This is a genomic window from Paraburkholderia sp. J69-1 (genome assembly GCF_905220255.1).
In the GTDB taxonomy this organism is placed as follows: Bacteria; Pseudomonadota; Gammaproteobacteria; order Burkholderiales; family Burkholderiaceae; genus Paraburkholderia.
This window is the reverse complement of the sequence record NZ_CAJMZG010000010.1, coordinates 1-15,884: the sequence shown is the minus strand read 5'-3', so window position 1 is coordinate 15,884 and position 15,884 is coordinate 1. Positions and strand designations below refer to the sequence as shown.

The 15,884-nt window shown below is 63.3% G+C and carries 15 protein-coding genes and 1 tRNA gene; 10 read left to right on the top strand and 6 right to left on the bottom strand.

All coding sequences use genetic code 11. The features are described from left to right. Window positions 1–162: 162 nt before the first annotated feature. On the top strand, window positions 163–1,383 hold the full coding sequence (locus tag U5A67_RS19200; RefSeq protein WP_321814663.1) for a CaiB/BaiF CoA-transferase family protein: 1,221 nt from the start codon (window positions 163–165) through the stop codon (window positions 1,381–1,383). 36 nt (window positions 1,384–1,419) lie between these two features. On the opposite strand, the gene U5A67_RS19195 is transcribed toward U5A67_RS19200, so the two are convergent. Further along, window positions 1,420–2,007: an RBBP9/YdeN family alpha/beta hydrolase gene (locus tag U5A67_RS19195; protein ID WP_321814664.1), complete on the bottom strand. Its 588-nt coding sequence runs from the start codon at window positions 2,005–2,007 to the stop codon at window positions 1,420–1,422. Between the two features lie 188 nt (window positions 2,008–2,195). Here U5A67_RS19195 and U5A67_RS19190 point away from each other — a divergent pair, with 188 nt between their 5' ends. After that, window positions 2,196–3,914 (top strand): glutamine--tRNA ligase/YqeY domain fusion protein, encoded by a 1,719-nt coding sequence (locus tag U5A67_RS19190; protein ID WP_321814665.1) that lies wholly within the window; start codon window positions 2,196–2,198, stop codon window positions 3,912–3,914. Window positions 3,915–3,990: 76 nt separating this feature from the next. Here U5A67_RS19190 and U5A67_RS19185 read toward each other — a convergent pair whose 3' ends face one another. Continuing rightward, window positions 3,991–4,440 carry an NUDIX hydrolase gene (locus tag U5A67_RS19185; protein ID WP_205984775.1) on the bottom strand — a complete coding sequence of 150 codons (450 nt, stop codon included), beginning with the start codon at window positions 4,438–4,440 and terminating at the stop codon, window positions 3,991–3,993. A gap of 8 nt (window positions 4,441–4,448) precedes the next feature. Continuing rightward, entirely contained in the window at window positions 4,449–4,835 is a 387-nt protein-coding gene (locus tag U5A67_RS19180; protein ID WP_321814666.1) for a hypothetical protein, read from the bottom strand. A gap of 217 nt (window positions 4,836–5,052) precedes the next feature. Between U5A67_RS19180 and U5A67_RS19175 the strand changes: the two genes are divergently transcribed. After that, on the top strand, window positions 5,053–5,295 hold the full coding sequence (locus tag U5A67_RS19175) for a hypothetical protein (protein WP_321814667.1): 243 nt from the start codon (window positions 5,053–5,055) through the stop codon (window positions 5,293–5,295). Window positions 5,296–5,341: 46 nt separating this feature from the next. Here U5A67_RS19175 and U5A67_RS19170 read toward each other — a convergent pair whose 3' ends face one another. Beyond that, a complete protein-coding gene (locus U5A67_RS19170; RefSeq protein ID WP_321814668.1) occupies window positions 5,342–6,727 on the bottom strand; it encodes a cytochrome-c peroxidase in 1,386 nt (461 codons plus the stop codon). Window positions 6,728–7,007: 280 nt separating this feature from the next. Between U5A67_RS19170 and U5A67_RS19165 the strand changes: the two genes are divergently transcribed. After that, window positions 7,008–8,588: an acid phosphatase gene (locus U5A67_RS19165; protein ID WP_205984772.1), complete on the top strand. Its 1,581-nt coding sequence runs from the start codon at window positions 7,008–7,010 to the stop codon at window positions 8,586–8,588. A gap of 294 nt (window positions 8,589–8,882) precedes the next feature. Beyond that, window positions 8,883–9,278: a PH domain-containing protein gene (locus U5A67_RS19160; protein WP_321814669.1), complete on the top strand. Its 396-nt coding sequence runs from the start codon at window positions 8,883–8,885 to the stop codon at window positions 9,276–9,278. Between the two features lie 60 nt (window positions 9,279–9,338). Here the strand turns inward: U5A67_RS19160 and U5A67_RS19155 are convergent. Together U5A67_RS19155 and U5A67_RS19150 are read right to left on the bottom strand one after the other, a co-directional pair. Further along, window positions 9,339–9,415 (bottom strand) — tRNA-Arg (locus U5A67_RS19155). Window positions 9,416–9,538: 123 nt separating this feature from the next. After that, on the bottom strand, window positions 9,539–10,369 hold the full coding sequence (locus tag U5A67_RS19150) for an undecaprenyl-diphosphate phosphatase (protein ID WP_205984770.1): 831 nt from the start codon (window positions 10,367–10,369) through the stop codon (window positions 9,539–9,541). 618 nt (window positions 10,370–10,987) lie between these two features. On the opposite strand from U5A67_RS19150, the gene U5A67_RS19145 reads away from it, so the two are divergent. The 5 genes from U5A67_RS19145 (at window position 10,988) to U5A67_RS19125 (ending at window position 15,732) form a co-directional block, all read left to right on the top strand. Next, complete coding sequence (locus U5A67_RS19145) at window positions 10,988–11,899, top strand: aldose epimerase (protein ID WP_205984769.1); 912 nt, start codon at window positions 10,988–10,990, stop codon at window positions 11,897–11,899. Between the two features lie 165 nt (window positions 11,900–12,064). After that, a complete protein-coding gene (locus U5A67_RS19140) occupies window positions 12,065–12,817 on the top strand; it encodes a peptidoglycan DD-metalloendopeptidase family protein (protein ID WP_205984768.1) in 753 nt (250 codons plus the stop codon). 724 nt (window positions 12,818–13,541) lie between these two features. Beyond that, a complete protein-coding gene (locus tag U5A67_RS19135) occupies window positions 13,542–13,850 on the top strand; it encodes a DUF2288 domain-containing protein (RefSeq protein ID WP_321814670.1) in 309 nt (102 codons plus the stop codon). A gap of 50 nt (window positions 13,851–13,900) precedes the next feature. Continuing rightward, window positions 13,901–15,202, top strand: coding sequence for an MATE family efflux transporter (locus tag U5A67_RS19130; protein ID WP_321814685.1), 1,302 nt, complete (start codon window positions 13,901–13,903; stop codon window positions 15,200–15,202). A gap of 356 nt (window positions 15,203–15,558) precedes the next feature. Further along, window positions 15,559–15,732 (top strand): hypothetical protein, encoded by a 174-nt coding sequence (locus tag U5A67_RS19125; protein WP_205984766.1) that lies wholly within the window; start codon window positions 15,559–15,561, stop codon window positions 15,730–15,732. Window positions 15,733–15,884 lie beyond the last annotated feature (152 nt).

The following is a 15,884-nucleotide window of genomic DNA, read 5'->3' as shown; positions in this document are numbered from 1 at the left end:
TTGCGACACCGGCCTGTCGCGGATCATCGTCGGTACGCCTGGTTCCGCTGTGCGAAACCTTGTACCGAAATTTACCATGCGGCGTGCGGATCGCTTAAGATGGGCCTCAACCGGCCGCCGGCATCGGCGAGTCCTACGTAAAACGACATTGGAAGACATCGCATGGGCGCTCTGAGCCACATCCGCGTACTCGATCTCACCCGCGTCCTTGCCGGGCCGTGGTGCGCGCAGACCCTCGCCGATTTCGGCGCCGACGTGATCAAGGTGGAGCGCCCGGGCGCCGGCGACGACACGCGCCACTGGGGGCCGCCGTACCTGAAAACGCCCGCTGGCGAAGATACGGCGGAAGCCGCGTATTACCTCGCGGCGAACCGCAACAAGCGCTCGGTGAGCGTCGATATCGCCACGCCCGAAGGCCAGCGCATCGTGCGCGAACTGGCCGCGCAAAGCGACGTCGTGCTGGAGAACTACAAGGCCGGGCAGCTTAAAAAGTACGGGCTCGATTACGACTCGCTGCGCGAAGTGAAGCCCGACATCGTCTATTGCTCGGTGACGGGCTTCGGCCAGACCGGCCCGTATGCGTCGCGCGCCGGTTACGACTTCATCGTGCAAGGCATGGGCGGCTTCATGAGCATCACCGGCGAGCGCGACGCCCTGCCCGGCGGCGGCCCGCAGAAGGCGGGCGTGGCGATCGCCGATCTGATGACCGGCATGTACGCGACCGTCGCCGTCCTCACGGCGCTCACGCATCGCGACCGCACGGGCGCGGGCCAGTACATCGACATGGCGCTGCTCGACGTGCAGGTGGCGATGCTCGCCAACATGAATTCGAACTTTCTCGCGAGCGGCAATCCGCCCGCGCGCTGGGGCAACGCGCATCCGAATATCGTGCCGTATCAGGCATTCCAGACCCGCGATAGCTGGATCATTCTGGCGGTGGGCAACGACGGCCAGTTCCGCAAGTTCGTCGAGGTGGCGGGCCGCCCGGATCTCGCCGACGACGTGCGTTTCGCGACCAATCCCGAACGCGTGCGCCATCGCGACACGCTGGTGCCGATGCTCGCGCAGCTGATCCGCGCGCGCAGCAAGGCCGACTGGATCGGCGCGCTGGAGGGCGCAGGCGTGCCGTGCGGGCCGATCAACAATCTCGCCGAGGTGTTCGAAAACGAGCAGGTGATCGCGCGCGAGATGCAGGTGGATGTGCCGCACCCGTCGGGCGGCACGGCGCGGCTGGTGCGCAATCCCATCCGCATGAGCGCGACGCCGCCCACGGTGGCGGGCCATCCGCCGACGCTCGGCGAACATACCGAAGCGGTGCTGCGCGAGGTGCTCGGCTATGACGGCGCGCAGGTGGCGGCGTTGCGCGACAAGGGCGTGGTGTAAGTGACGTAATTCGGGGACGTAACTAAGTGACGTAATTCAGGCGGCCGCGCCCGCTTTCATCGACATCAGCCAGTCGAAACCCTGTGGCCAGTCGGCCAGGCCGCTTTCCGCGTTGATGTGCCCGCGCGCGCCAATCTCCATCCAGCGGCTGCCCCACGCCTGCGCGCAGCGCTGCGCGAAGGCCACGCCGCCATAGGGATCGTCGCTGCTGGCGACGACGACGCTTGCGAACGGCAGCGCCACCATCGGCACCGGATCGAACCCTTTGGCGTCGCGCGGAAATGCGGGGCCATGCGGGTCCGGCAACGCCACCAGCAGCGCGCCGGCCACTTTCGCGCGCGTCGCCGCGCTGGCGTGGCGCGCGGCCCAGTGTGCCACCGTCAGGCAACCGAGGCTGTGCGCCGCCAGCAGGACGCTGCGCTCGCCGCCCGTCGCCGCCACCTGATCCGCTACCAGCGCCGCCTCCAGCGTCGCGCACCAGGCATCGCAATCCGGCCGCATCCAGTCGGGCATCGACACCCGCTCGAAGCCCGTGTGCCCGGCCTCCCAGCGCGTTTGCCAATGCCCCGGTCCGGAGTTCATATAGCCCGGCAGGACCAGCACGCGCGGCTCGTTGATCGACATTTGTTCTCCGCCAAAGTGAGCCCGATGCGACACCCCGGCGCCAGGACTGGCGGGAAAGGTCGCGTCAGGTAGAATGGAAGGCACCACCGGCGCCCGGTGCGGCTTCGGCAGGGTCGAGTGTCCATGAACATTCGCCCGCCGACAGGCTGGCCACTTGCACCGCGCCCTCGAACGACTTCCCTTTTCGCATGAATACCGAACGTAAAGACGCCGACCGCACGGACGCGCCTGCGGCATCCAATTTCATCCGCAACATCATCGACGACGACAACCGCTCGGGCAAGTGGGCTCAGCGCGTGGAAACGCGCTTCCCGCCGGAGCCGAACGGCTATCTGCACATCGGCCACGCGAAGAGCATCTGCGTGAACTTCGGCGTCGCACAGCGCTACGACGGCGTTTGCCATCTGCGCTTCGACGACACGAATCCGGAAAAGGAAAGCGTCGAATACGTCAACTCGATCATCGACGCGGTCAGCTGGCTCGGCTTCGAGTGGAAGAAAGAAGAGAAGGAATACCTCTTCTTCGCGAGCGACTACTACGACAAGCTCTACGAATTCGCCGAACTGCTGATCCAGCGCGGCCGTGCATACGTGGACAGCCAGTCGCCGGAAGAGATGCGCGCGAACCGCGGCTCGGCCACGGAAGCGGGCAAGAATTCGCCGTTCCGCGATCGCTCCGTCGATGAAAACCTCGACCTGTTCCGCCGCATGAAGGCCGGCGAGTTCGCGGAAGGCGCGCACGTGCTGCGCGCGAAGATCGACATGGCGGCGCCGAACTTCAATCTGCGCGACCCGGTCATCTATCGCATCCGCTTCGCTCACCACTATCGCACCGGCGACAAGTGGTGCGTGTACCCGATGTACGACTACACGCACTGCATTTCGGACGCGCTGGAAGGCATCACGCATTCGCTGTGCACGCTGGAGTTCGAAGATCACCGTCCGCTGTACGACTGGGTGCTGAACGAACTGGCCGACGCCGGCGTGTTCGCACGTCCGCTGCCGCAACAGATCGAGTTTTCGCGCCTGAACCTCACGTATGCGATCACCAGCAAGCGCAAGCTGCTGCAGCTCGTGACCGAAAAGCACGTGGACGGCTGGGACGATCCGCGTATGCCGACCATCGTCGGCGTGCGTCGTCGCGGCTTTACGCCCGATGCGATCAAGCTGTTCTGCGAGCGTATCGGCGTGACCAAGGTCGATTCGTGGATCGACATGAGCGTGTTCGAAGGCGCGCTGCGCGACGATCTGGACGACAAGGCGCCGCGTGCGACCGCCGTGCTCGATCCGCTCAAGCTGATCGTCGACAACTATCCCGAAGGCCAGTCCGAGCTGTGCAGCGCGCCGGTGCATCCGCATCACCCGGACCGCGGCAACCGCGAATTCACGTTCTCGCGTGAACTGTGGATCGAGCGCGAAGACTTCCAGGAAACGCCGCCCAAGGGCTATTTCCGTCTGTTCCCGGGCAACAAGGTGCGCCTGAAGTACGGCTTCGTCGTCGAATGCACGGGCGCGGAAAAGGACGCCGACGGCAATATCGTCGCCGTGCACTGCAACTACTTCCCGGACAGCAAATCGGGCACCGAAGGCTCGAGCAACTACAAGGTCAAGGGCACGATCCAGTTCATCAGCGCGGACAACGCCGTGCCGGCCGAAGTGCGTCTCTACGACCGTCTGTTCCGCGAAGAGCAGCCGGACGCGGGCGGCCGCGACTTCCTCGAAGCGCTGAACCCGGATTCGAAGCGCATCGTCCAGGCGTACGTCGAACCGGCCGCGAAAAACGCAGCGCCGGAAGACCGCTATCAGTTCGAGCGTCACGGCTACTTCGTTGCCGACCGCTACGACTCGAAGCCGGGCGCGCCGGTGTTCAACCGCATCGTCGGTCTGCGCGACAGCTGGGGCAAGTAAGCGCCAAGCCCGCCCTCGCCTGCGTCACCGAAAGTCAAAAAAGCCCTGCATTTGCAGGGCTTTTTTTATTGCGCCGCTAGATGCGCTCGTGCAGCGCCGCCAGCGAAAGCGTCGTGTGGAACAGACGCGCGAGACTGCGGCTCGCGTATTGATCGACATCGGCGGGCGCGGTCCAGCGCCACGCGTCCATCTCGGGAATCATCACGCCGTCGTGGCGGCGCGCGAACATCGACACGCACACGCAGCGCGACAGATCGAGTTCGCTTGCCAGCGCCCGCGCGGCAAACAGATGCAGATCCTTGTCGCGCCGATACGCGAAGCGGCCGAGATCGACGAGGCGCGCCGCATCGATGGCGATGCCGGTTTCCTCGACCATTTCGCGCAATGCGCTTTGCGCCGCGGTCTCGTCGGGCTCGCCATGTCCCTTCGGAATATCCCAATGGCCGGTGCCGGTCGCATGGGCGAGCAGCACGCGGCCATGCTCATCGAGCAGCACGATGCCGCAGGAAACAATCTTGCCGTTCACTGCGCCCCTCAATGCTTCTTCTGATAGACCCAGGCGCCCTCGCCGACGCGGCAGAACTGCGGACGCAGCCTCATCGACTGGCCTTTGGCGTTGACGGTCACATCCGAATCGCGGCAGGTCTTGTCGCCATCCTTTTCGGTCTTGACGACCGTGATGACGGCGTCGATCTTCACGCCGTTGCGCAGTCCGTCGTTGTTCCAGTTGACCGTTTCGCCGTCCTGCTTCGTGGCGACCGCTTCGCGCACGGCTTGCGCGAGCGAGTTGTAGTCGGCCTGCTTCATCCACGCGGCCGGTGTGTCGTTGAGAAAGCCCAGATTGGCGGCGTGGGCGCTCGATCCGATCGCGAGCAGGCACACGGCGGCAAGGCCGGACAGAACACGGGGCAATTTCGACATCGAACATTCTCCTTGTAGGGCAACGGTCTGCTATCTCGTCCAACTATCTGAAAAAGAATAGCACGCGCCCTATTTCTGCCTTGGCCATCTGCGCGGCGTGGCGCCACGCATTCCTGGCCTGCCCGCGGCATTTTAGGATTGGTCCGATGGAGCGCCCGACAGCGAAACCCTAATCTTTCACTGTCATCCGCTTAATTGCTCGTAGGACTTATCTGTCATGAGTTACGCCATCGCACTTCAGGTTTTCGCGGTCTTGCTGGCCCTGCTCTGCATCGGTCTGATGGCGCTGATCGCCCACCATACGCACACGCCGCAAACGGATCACGCTAGCGAAGCCTTCGCGATCCGTTTCGATAACGCGCCGCGCTGGCCCGAAACCGTGATGCGCGGCGGTGCGCTATGCCTGCTGATTTCCTTCGTGGTCCTGACCGCCACCTGTCTTCTGATCGCGGGCAATTGAAGCGCGAGATCTCACGCTTCAAGCGCCTCAATCGCTCCACTACGCTTCAATGCGCCGCCGGTTGCCAGCCATCGGTGAGCGTGCCCAGAAACGCAATCACATCCTTGATTTCCGCATCGGTATAAACCGGCGCATCGCCGCGCTTGCGATCGAACGGCGCGTCGGTATTCAGATTGGTCCAATACTGGCGCGGCAGATCGTCGAACTTGTTCACCTTGCCCTTCACCACCGGATAGAACTCTTCCGGATTCGTATCGCGACGCGAATAAAAACGCATCACGTCTTCCAGCGAGTGATAAATGCCGTTGTGAAAGAACGTTTTCTTCAGCGCGATATTGCGCAGCGTCGGCGTGCGGAACAGGCCGCAAAACTCATCGCGATGACCGAGATCCGTGCGCTCGGGTCCGCACGCGCCCAGATCGAAAAAGCGCGGATCGTGATTCACGGCAAGCGCGCGATTGCGCGGCACGCCCACGGCGATCAAACCGAAATCGCTGAACTGCGGCGGCGAACCGTCTTTCGCGCGCTGGCTGATATGGCAACTCGCGCAATTGCCCTTCGTCTCGTCGTTGAAGAGTTGCAGCCCGCGCAGTTCGGCGGACGTGAGCGTGGCCTTGCCCGCGAGATACGCGTCGTACTTGCTCGAATACGGATAGAACACGTCCGGCGCCTGCTCGAAGGTTTCGAGCGACTTCAGCACGGCCTTGAAGGTGGCGTCCTCGTCGTCGAAGATGTGCTCGCCGAAGGCTTCGCGAAACGCGTTGGCGTAAGGCGCTGCGCGCACGGCGTCGGTGACCTTGCGCGGCGTGCTCGCCATCTCGAACGACGAAAGCAGCGGGATACGCGCCTGATCCGCGCCATGATCGACGCGGCCGTCCCACGTGAGGCCGCCGGTCGGGCCGGCATCGACGCTTTCGTCGCCTTCGTCGTCGGAGTCGTGATAGTGCTCGGCGAACGCCGGCACGGCCTGCAGATACTTGAGCGTCGGCACCGCGCGCATGCCTGGGCGATGCATATCGGCGCCGCCGATCTGCACATCGAGCGCATTGGTGGGCGTGAACGCGCGGTCGGGGCTATGGCAGGTCGCGCACGACATCTTGCCCGAGCCCGACAGCGACGGATCGAAGAACATCTGCTTGCCGAGCGCCGTCATGCGGCGCACCTGCGCGTAGACCTCGGCGCGCGACTGGCCGTGCGTAGCCGCGGCGGCATTCGTCGAGATCTTCATCAGCCTGGCGCCGTTGCTGTTTGAAGTTGCGTTGGCGTCGTGCGCGCTGGCGCCGGCTGCGTTGCGACTATCGGCGCTATCCGGCTGCGTGGTGCCGCCGTCGCATGCCGCGAGTGCCGCGAACATCGCGGCCGCCAGCATCAGCCGCGCCGAACGCGCGGGAGTCCCCATTCGCGTCGAACGACGCGCCAATCTACGCAACATGAACTGATCCCCGGAACATGGCGGCGCGCGCTGCACAGCGCCCTTTCGCCGCGATTGCCGATGCGTCTCATCACGCATCGAAGTCGCGAAAGCGTATGTCAACGATGTGACGTTCAGATGACGTAACGTAATACGAACGTCATGCAATCACAGGGAATGAAAAAGCTAAATGTAATTATTTACATATAGCTGTCAAATTGCGTTGAGACACTTCGCCTCGCCCAATGGCAGGCGCCCCTCCCGCGTCGGCCCAAGGGGACCCCAACGCGAGAGAGAAAAAATGATCAACAAAAAATGGTTCTATGCGACGCCGATCGCAGCGGCGGCAGCGGCGCTCGCCGTCGCGGCCTGCGGCGGCAACGACGTCAAGCCCGGCCTTGCGTCGGTGAAGAATATCGTCGTGATCTATGCAGAGAACCGCAGCTTCGACAATCTCTACGGCAGCTTCCCGAACGCCAATGGTCTGCAGAACGTAACGACGGCGAGCGCCCAGCAGCTCGACCGCGACGGCACCGTGCTCGCCACGCTGCCGACGGTCTGGAACGGTCTCACGCAAACCGGCATCACGCCCGCCATTACGGCCGCGATGACCGAAAACATGGCCAACGCGCCGTTCGCCATCGACGATCCGAATGGCTACAACGTCCCGCTGTCGACGACGACGCGCGACCTGTATCACCGCTTCTACGAGAACCAGATGCAGATCCACGGCGGCAAGAACGACATGTTCGCCGCGTGGGGCGATTCGGGCGGCCTCGTGATGGGCCACTACACGACCAGCGCCGAAAAACTGCCGCTGTGGAAAATCGCCCAGCAATACACGCTCGCCGATAACTTCTTCATGGGCGCATTCGGCGGCTCGTTCCTGAATCACCAATGGCTGATCTGCGCGTGCACGCCGTACTACGCGAACGCCGACACGGTCACCGCCAAGCCGACCATCTCGACGGTCGACGCCGACGGCGTCTCGCTCACGCTCGCCTCGAACTCGCCGGCATCGGCGCTGACCGGCGTGCCGAAGTTCGTGAAGTCCGGCAACCTCACGCCCGACTTCTACGCAGTCAACACGATGCAGCCGCCGTATCAGCCAAGCGGCAACTCCGCCGCGTCGGGCGGCGACGCCAACCTGGCCGATCCGAACAACGCCTCGACGCTGCCGCCGCAAACGGCGCAGAACATCGGCGATCTGCTGTCGACCGCGGGCGTGTCGTGGGCGTGGTACGGCGGCGCATGGGGCGCAGCCGTGAGCGCCGTGCAGAACAGCACGAGCAACGTGATCTACGGCGCGAACATGACGGCGCCGAACTTCCAGCCGCACCACCAGCCGTTCAACTACTTCGTGAACTACGCGCCGGGCACGACCGCGCGTACCACTCACCTGCTGGACGGCGGCATGGACGGCAGCGAGTTCATCAAGGCGATCGACGCCGGCACGCTGCCGGCCGTGTCGTTCTATAAGCCGCAGGGCAACCTGAACGAACACGCGGGCTACACGGACGTGGCAAGCGGCGACCAGCATATCGCCGATGTCATCTCGCATCTGCAGAAGAGCCCGCAGTGGAAGGACATGGTGATCGTCGTGACGTACGACGAAAACGGCGGCTTCTGGGATCACGTTGCGCCGCCGAAGGGCGACCGCTGGGGCCCGGGCTCGCGTATTCCGGCACTCGTCATCTCGCCGTACGCGAAGAAGGGTTTCGTCGATCACACGCAGTACGACACGACCTCGATCCTGCGCCTGATCACGCGCCGCTTCTCCCTGCCGACGCTGCCGGGTCTGACCGCGCGCGACACCGCACTCAAGAGCAACGGCGGCCAGGCGATGGGCGACCTGACCAACTCGCTGGACCTGAAGCTCTAAGCCAGTACGACCATCGACGGCTGGACATCAGGGTACGTCCAGCTTTTTCGCGGGCAGCTTTCGGGCTGCCCGTTTTTTTGCTGCTCTTCCGCTCGTTTGCGCCCTTTTGAAGCACGCTTCGAACGCGACTTTTGACCACAGCCATTGATCTTCGCCATCGCCTAACCTGAATTTAGTTGCTTAGGCATGTTTTGATGGAGATCAAATATGAGGCGCGTGGAATCGACATTGCCGCCCGGCGAGCGGGTCGTTTATGAGGGGCACTTGAGCATGTGGGCGATGAGTCCAGGGCTCGTGCTCGGCATCGTGCTGATGGTTTGGGGCGTGCTGGTGGGGTCGCTCGGCGATGCGGTCTTTTCGGCGCTGCTGCTGTTCGGTGGTGGTTTGCTGATGTTTGGTTTCGCCATTGCGCTGTTGCTGACGACGCAGCTGGCGCTCACGCGCAAGCGCCTGATCGCTACGTTTGGCGTTTTCAGGCCGCGACGCGTGATGTTCGAACTCGGCGAGGTGCGCCGCGTGCATGTGCGCCAGGGACCGGTCGGCGGGATTTTCGATTACGGCACGCTGGTGATCGGACGTGGAGGCGCACCGGCGCTGCGGATCGCGGGGATCGAGAAGCCTTTTATGTTTCGTGAAAGGCTGGCGAGGTTGCGCGATGCGTTGCTTGCGCAGATGAGGATGGCCGCTTGAGGCAGCGGCGATGCTGCGCGACGAATAGCAAAAAGCCCGCAAAATGCGGGCTTTTTCGTTTGGCGCGACAGGAGGGGCTCGAACCCCCGACCCTCGGCTTAGAAGGCCGATGCTCTATCCAGCTGAGCTACTGTCGCGTGGGAAATCTGCGTGTTGAGCGGCGTCTGGCGCGGATTAAACGCCTCGCGAACAACGACGGGCGTGGATTATACCGCGATCGACCACGCGCCGTACCCTCTCCCTACGCGACGGATGCCTGATCAAACCGGTTGCGGATGCATCACGAACCAGCCAAGGAAGATCGCGCCTGCGATCACGCAGTACAGACCGAACGACGCCAGACGGCCGCGGCCTTCGAAATAGCGCATCAGGAACTTCACGCTGAGCCACGCCGCAATGCCGGTCAGCACACCGCCGACGAGCGCCGTCGTGAGTTGATCGCGCGCATGGAACAGCTTCGGCAGTTCGAGCACGCCCGCAGCAAAAATTATCGGCGTACCCAGCAAGAACGAAAATTCAGCCGCCTTTTCCGTCGTGAGACCGGCGGCATTGCCCGCGATCATCGTCAGGCCGCTGCGCGAGAAGCCCGGGATCAACGCGCCAATCTGCGCGAGGCCGACCAGAAACGCCTGGCGGAACGTGAGCTTTTCGGGCGCACGATGCGCACGCGCCTGCTGCAGGCGATCACCGACCCACAACAGCACGCCGTTCACCATCAGCGCCGCCGCCACGATACGCAGGTCGTGGAAGATCGCTTCGATGCGCTTTTCGAGCACGAGACCCACGATGCCCGTCGGGATCGTGCCGATGATCAACGCCCACATCATGTGACCGTCGTCGTTCTTGCGGCCGCCCAGCGACGCGAAGAAACCGCTGATCAGCGCAACCCACCGCGCGCGGAAATACCAGAGCAGCGCGACAGCCGTGCCCAGGTGCAACGCGACGAGGAACGGCAGCAGTTGCGGTGCGTGTTTATCGATGTGCATGCCGAACAGCGCCGGCACGAGCAACGTATGGCCAAGGCTGCTGACGGGGAAGAGTTCTGTGACGCCTTGCAGCACGCTCAGAAACAACAGAAACGAGAGACTCACGCGGGGATCCTCGGAAGGGTTGGACAGGACGCCGGACCATCGCGCGGACGGCGCGGCAAAGCGCCCCGATTATGCCTGGCCCGAATTGCAGCGCCAAGCTTCCAGCCGCATTTGTCGGAAAAGTTACCGCGTCGCAACAAAATAAGGCTGCGATAAGCGAGACGTGTGTAGGAAAACGGCGGGTGCAAATGCCGATGGCCGCGCTCTGGCGGCCTCAATCCCATGCGTGAGAATTCTTGCGGAAACCGGCGCGAAGGCCGGCGAAAGACAATCGAAAGCGAAAGACCTGCGTGTTGCCGAAGGGGTAATTCGCGCGCGTTTTTAACGCGCCATTTTGTAGAAGAAGTAAGCGCTGCTTCCAACGAACAGGCTGAAAAGTCCCATACCCATGGCCATTGCGAGATCCATTCCTGCACCCTCCTTCCTTATTGCACATTGCTACGGCGTATCGTCTTCGGCATGTGCGAAAACGCACGGTCGTCACGGATTATGGGCGCGCCCTCACGCACACAACACCCACGATTTCCCGACGAGGGTTTTCACGCATCCGAAAGCAGCGCACAATCGCCAGGCACTCCGGCGCCGCCGGCTCCTTCCACCTTCTCACGACGCCTCGACATGGAATCCCGTCCCCCGCACGACATCCTCGAACTCACCCGCGGCGCTTCGACGCTGCGTTTCGCGCCGTGGGCCGGCGGCCGGCTGCTGTCCTGGCAGGTCGGTGGCGAGCCCGTGATTCGCTGGCCGGACAACGCCAACTGGGATCAGCCTGCGCGCGTGCGCGGCGGCAATCCGCTGCTGTTCCCGTTTCTCGGGCGTCATTTCGTCGATGGACAGATCGGCCGCTGGCGCGACACGCAAGGCGTCGAACATGAGCTGCCGACGCATGGTTTCGCGCGCGATCTGCCCTTTTCCGCCGATGTCGATGCAGACGGTCACGGCGTGCGCATGACGCTCGCCGATTCGCCGGCCACGCGCGCGGGTTATCCGTACGCGTTTCGCTTCGAGGCGCTTTACCGGCTCGCTGGCGATCACGCGCTCGACGTCACGCTCACGGCGACCAATACCGGCGATGTGCCGCTGCCCTGGTACGCGGGCCATCACTTCTACTTCGAATTGCCCCACACGCAGCGCGCGCAGAGCACGGTCGAGATGCCGCCCGCGCAGCGCCGCCACCAGTTGCCCGACGGTTCCATCAGCGCGCCCGAAGCGGGCGAGACGCACTATCGTCTCGACGATGCGGGCATCATCGACCGTTTCCATGTGCTCGAACGCACGCCGCCCGCGACGCCCGTGCGGCTCGTCACGCCGGGTCTCAAGCGTGCGGTGACGATCGATCTCGATCGCCCTGACTCGCTCCCCTGGTTTGCCGTGACGACCTGGACCGAAGCCGCCGATTCGGACTTCTATTGCGTCGAGCCGTGGCTCGGCCTGCCCGATGCGATCCACAACGGACAGGGTTTGCGCTGGCTCGCGCCGGGCGCGAGCGAATCGGCCACGCTGCAACTGCGCGTCGAGTCGCTGGGTTGATACATCGCGTCTGATCGCCGCGAGAAGTCAGCCAAAGCCAGCGGATATCAACCGATTCGTCGGTTGAAAGCCAATCGCGGCCTCAAACCCGCTAAAATCGGACGTTTTGCCGTCGCGGCGCCCCTTGCCGGGCCAGCCGCCGGCAGCGTCTAGCGAGGTTGACCGTTGGCTACAGGACTCAATTCCAGACTCAAACTCGAATTTGGACAAGGATTCAAACGTGTCGCATGCGCAGCGCTGGTCGCGCTGCTCGCTGCGTGCGGCTCGGCGCCGGTCGGCCCCGGCTTCTATCGCGTCGAACGCGGCGACACGCTCTACCAGATCGCGCGCAGCAACCGGCAATCGGTGTCGAGCATCGTGCGCTGGAACAATCTGTCGAACCCGGACGCGATCGAAGTCGGTCAGGTGCTGCGCGTCTCGCCACCTGCCGGTTCGAGCGCCGGTGCGCAACGCACGACGCCGCGCGCGTCTTCATCGGCTTCCGCTGCGGCATCGGCGCCGCGCGATAGCGCCGCCGACACCACCGCGAGTGCTTCGCCAGCGGCCGCGGCACCGATCTCCCTCGTCTGGCCAAGCGCCGGTCAGGTCATCCGCAGCTTCGACGGTCGCGACTCGAAGGGTATCGACATCGTCAACACCGCGGGCACGCCGATCGTCGCGGCGGCGCCGGGCACGGTCGTTTATGCGGGTAACGGGCTGCGCGGCTACGGCAATCTGCTGATCATCAAACACGAGGGCGATTACCTCACGGCTTACGCGCACAATCAGTCGCTGTTCGTGAAGGAAGGCCAGGCCGTTTCGCAAGGCCAGAAGATCGCCGAGATGGGCAGCAGCGACAACGATCGCGTCATGCTGCATTTCGAGCTGCGTTATCAGGGCCGATCGATCGATCCGGCGCGCGACCTGCCGCCGCGCTGATCGATGTCCGTCGAAGCGACAGACGACCAGCAAGTCCATGCGCTTCGATCTCCGAAACAAAAAAAAGCCCGGCATGGCGCCGGGCTAACGGGGGTTTGGCGCATATCGGCAAAGGACCGGTTTACCATGCGCCGAATGGCAATCTATCAATCGGCTTAACCCGGCGCAATCACTTAATTCAACGGAAAATGTGACGCGGCGCACGGTTTGTGTGTCGTAACAATTCCCGATGACGAATTGACGTGCGGACATCGCCGCATTTGCGCATAAAAATGCGCGTTGCAGCGCTCTTTGCGCAATCGGTTGAAATCGTCGCAAACGCTTGTCCAGCGGGCACTTCACGACGATAGCGATCATGCGTTTTAGCGCGTATGGGAGCGCTTTCTGTCGCGCTGCAATACGCCGTTTTGCGCGTTCGCACGGCCCCCGTTATTTGGTGTGCAAACGCACGTATCCAAGCAATTATCCGCGTGAGTGGGATTTTTGAAACACTCGTGTTGCCGAAATCGATGGGCATTTATTCGACGCTTTGGCGATTGTCTTTACGCTGCTATTTGTCGGATTAATTGCCTTTAATCGAGGTGGTCGATAACGTTTTTCGATTCCCCGGCGATGCGATTGGCGGGCCGACCTGTCCTTGGTCGGCACTCGATACGCACTCGCGCGCTCCATCCCGACGCGGCCTATCGTTTATAGTATCGGCCGCACCTTCAGGCCCAGCATCATGACTACCGACGACGCAACTCCCAGCTCCCTTTACGCCAAACTGCTCGGCGAAACCGCCAAGATCGACTGGCAGGACCTCGAACGATTCTTCGCCCAGGGCAAGCTACTGCACGTGGCGCGCGACCTCGACCTCGTGAGCGTCGCCGAAGCCATCGCCAGCGACGACGGCACGCAAGTTGCCCAATGGCTGTCGGCCGGCCACGTCGAGCGCATGCAAGCCGAAACCGCCGCCGACTTCGCTGAGCGCAAGCCCGAGCTTTGGGCTGTTGTGGTGTCGCCCTGGGTCTGCGTGCAGGAACGCAGTTGAGCGATCCACACGCGCTGCCGACGCGCGGCGGCTGGCATCGGCGTGTGCTGATGCTGGCGTTCCCGATCGTTCTCGCGAATCTCACGCAGCCGATTCTCGGCGCCGTCGATACGGCGGTGGCCGGTCATCTGGGCAACGCCGCGGATCTCGGCGGCGTGGCGCTTGGCGGGCTCTTCTTCAGTTTCGTGTTCTGGGGCTTCGGCTTCCTGCGCATGGGCACGACCGGGCTCGTGGCGCAGGCACACGGCGCCGGCGATCGGGCGGCGCTGCGTCTGAATATCGTGCGCGCGATGTTGCTGGCGTTCGGTATCGGCGCGCTGATTCTGCTGTTGCAGACGCCGCTGATTCGCTATGCGCTCGAACTGATCGGCGGCAGTGACGAGGTGCAGCGCAACGCGCAGCGCTATTGCCACGCGCGTATCGGTTCGGCGCCGTTTGCGCTGGCAAATTACGTAGTGCTTGGTTATCTGCTGGGTACACAGCGGGTGCGCATCGCGCTGGCTTCGCAGGTGCTCATCAATGCAGTGAACGTGGTCGCGGTGCTCGCGTTTGTCTACGGCTTCGGCTGGGGCATCGCCGGAATCGGCGCTGCAACCGCCACTGCCGATGCAGCGGGTTTCGTGTTCGGGGCGGTGGTGTTGTGGCGTCTCTGGCCGCGTGGGCTTGGTCCGCTCGGCTGGTCGTCGGTGTTCGAGCCTGCCGCGCTCAGGCGTCTCATCGTCATCAACCGGGACATCTTTCTGCGTACCATGTGCCTGCTCGGCTCGTTTGCGTGGTTCGCGCATGTCGGGGCCCGGCAAGGCGATGCGGTGCTCGCCGCCAATGCCCTGCTGCTCAATTTCCAGACCTTTATGGCCTTTGGACTCGACGGGTTCGCGCACGCTGCGGAGGCACTGGTTGGCGCGGCCATCGGCGCGCGCGATCGCGATGCTTTCCGGCAGGCTGTGAAGGTCAATCTGTTCTGGTCCGTGCTGGGCGCGCTTGGATTTTCGCTGGTCTATTGGGGCGCCGGTTCGTGGATCATCGATAAATTAACGGATCAACCCGCCGTACGCGCGGCCGCGTTGGCTTTTCTGCCTTGGGCCGCGCTCTCCCCGCTCGTTTCCGTGTGGGGCTTTCTGCTCGACGGCGTCTTTATCGGCGCCACGCGCACGCGTGAGCTGATGCAGGCGATGGTGGTGTCGCTCGCGATCTTCCTCGCTGCTTCGTGGGCACTCGTGGGGCCGTTCGGCAACCACGGTCTCTGGATCGCGCTGCTGATCTTCATGGCGGCACGCGGATTCACGCTGATGCCGCTGCTTGGGCGCGTCACCGGTACGATTACTCCGCTGAAAACACAACAGGCGCCCTGAGGCGCCTGTTTTTTTGCCGGCTCGTTACTGTGCCGGCTTTGGTGCGTCCATCATCATGGGCGGACGATCGTCCGTCGGCACGCCATGATAATCGGGCGGATCATGCGGCGGCGGACCGTGATGTTTGTTCGTCGCATCGTTAGCGCACGCAGAAAGCAATGCGGCCGTCGCAATGGCCAGCCAGGCTCGAGACATTCGAGACATCAGCACAAACTCCTTCAAGAAATGTTGCCGCGCAACAGTCTAGCGTCTGTCCGCCGATTCTGGCGGCTTGCCAGCAGCGCTATTTTTCCGCCTGCTTTTCCGTCTCTGACTGTCCTAAGATGAAGTGATGGCTGCGACCCAAGGAGGCTGCCATGGATGCGGAAACTATTGCGGGACTGATCGGGCTGGCTGTTGGGCTGCTCGTGCTGTTTGGGCTATCGATTTTCGAGTCGAGGGCCTATCGGAAAGAGCACAACGGCGAAGGGATGATGCATCACTGGCTCGCCGAGCATCACGTGCTGGAGCGTGTGCGGCGCCGGCATTGAGTGGTGGCTGGAAGAGCGGTCGACCCGCTCTTCAGCTCTGATACACGACAGCTTTTAGCTCGCTGATTTGTGAGCACGTGGGCGATTGTGCCTACGGTTTTGCCGTCGGACTTTTGGGAGCATGCATCGTGAGTGCCGATGCGTGCTTTCCT

Excerpts from the sequence above, each read along its gene's own strand:
- U5A67_RS19135 (WP_321814670.1), top strand. The coding sequence starts at position 13,542 with ATGACTACCGACGACGCAACTCCCAGCTCCCTTTACGCCAAACTGCTC.
- U5A67_RS19175 (WP_321814667.1), top strand. The coding sequence starts at position 5,053 with ATGAGTTACGCCATCGCACTTCAGGTTTTCGCGGTCTTGCTGGCCCTG.
- U5A67_RS19125 (WP_205984766.1), top strand. The coding sequence starts at position 15,559 with ATGGATGCGGAAACTATTGCGGGACTGATCGGGCTGGCTGTTGGGCTG.
- U5A67_RS19130 (WP_321814685.1), top strand. The coding sequence starts at position 13,901 with ATGCTGGCGTTCCCGATCGTTCTCGCGAATCTCACGCAGCCGATTCTC.
- U5A67_RS19170 (WP_321814668.1), bottom strand. The coding sequence starts at position 6,727 with ATGTTGCGTAGATTGGCGCGTCGTTCGACGCGAATGGGGACTCCCGCG.
- U5A67_RS19195 (WP_321814664.1), bottom strand. The coding sequence starts at position 2,007 with ATGTCGATCAACGAGCCGCGCGTGCTGGTCCTGCCGGGCTATATGAAC.
- U5A67_RS19145 (WP_205984769.1), top strand. The coding sequence starts at position 10,988 with ATGGAATCCCGTCCCCCGCACGACATCCTCGAACTCACCCGCGGCGCT.
- U5A67_RS19200 (WP_321814663.1), top strand. The coding sequence starts at position 163 with ATGGGCGCTCTGAGCCACATCCGCGTACTCGATCTCACCCGCGTCCTT.
- U5A67_RS19165 (WP_205984772.1), top strand. The coding sequence starts at position 7,008 with ATGATCAACAAAAAATGGTTCTATGCGACGCCGATCGCAGCGGCGGCA.
- U5A67_RS19180 (WP_321814666.1), bottom strand. The coding sequence starts at position 4,835 with ATGTCGAAATTGCCCCGTGTTCTGTCCGGCCTTGCCGCCGTGTGCCTG.
- U5A67_RS19190 (WP_321814665.1), top strand. The coding sequence starts at position 2,196 with ATGAATACCGAACGTAAAGACGCCGACCGCACGGACGCGCCTGCGGCA.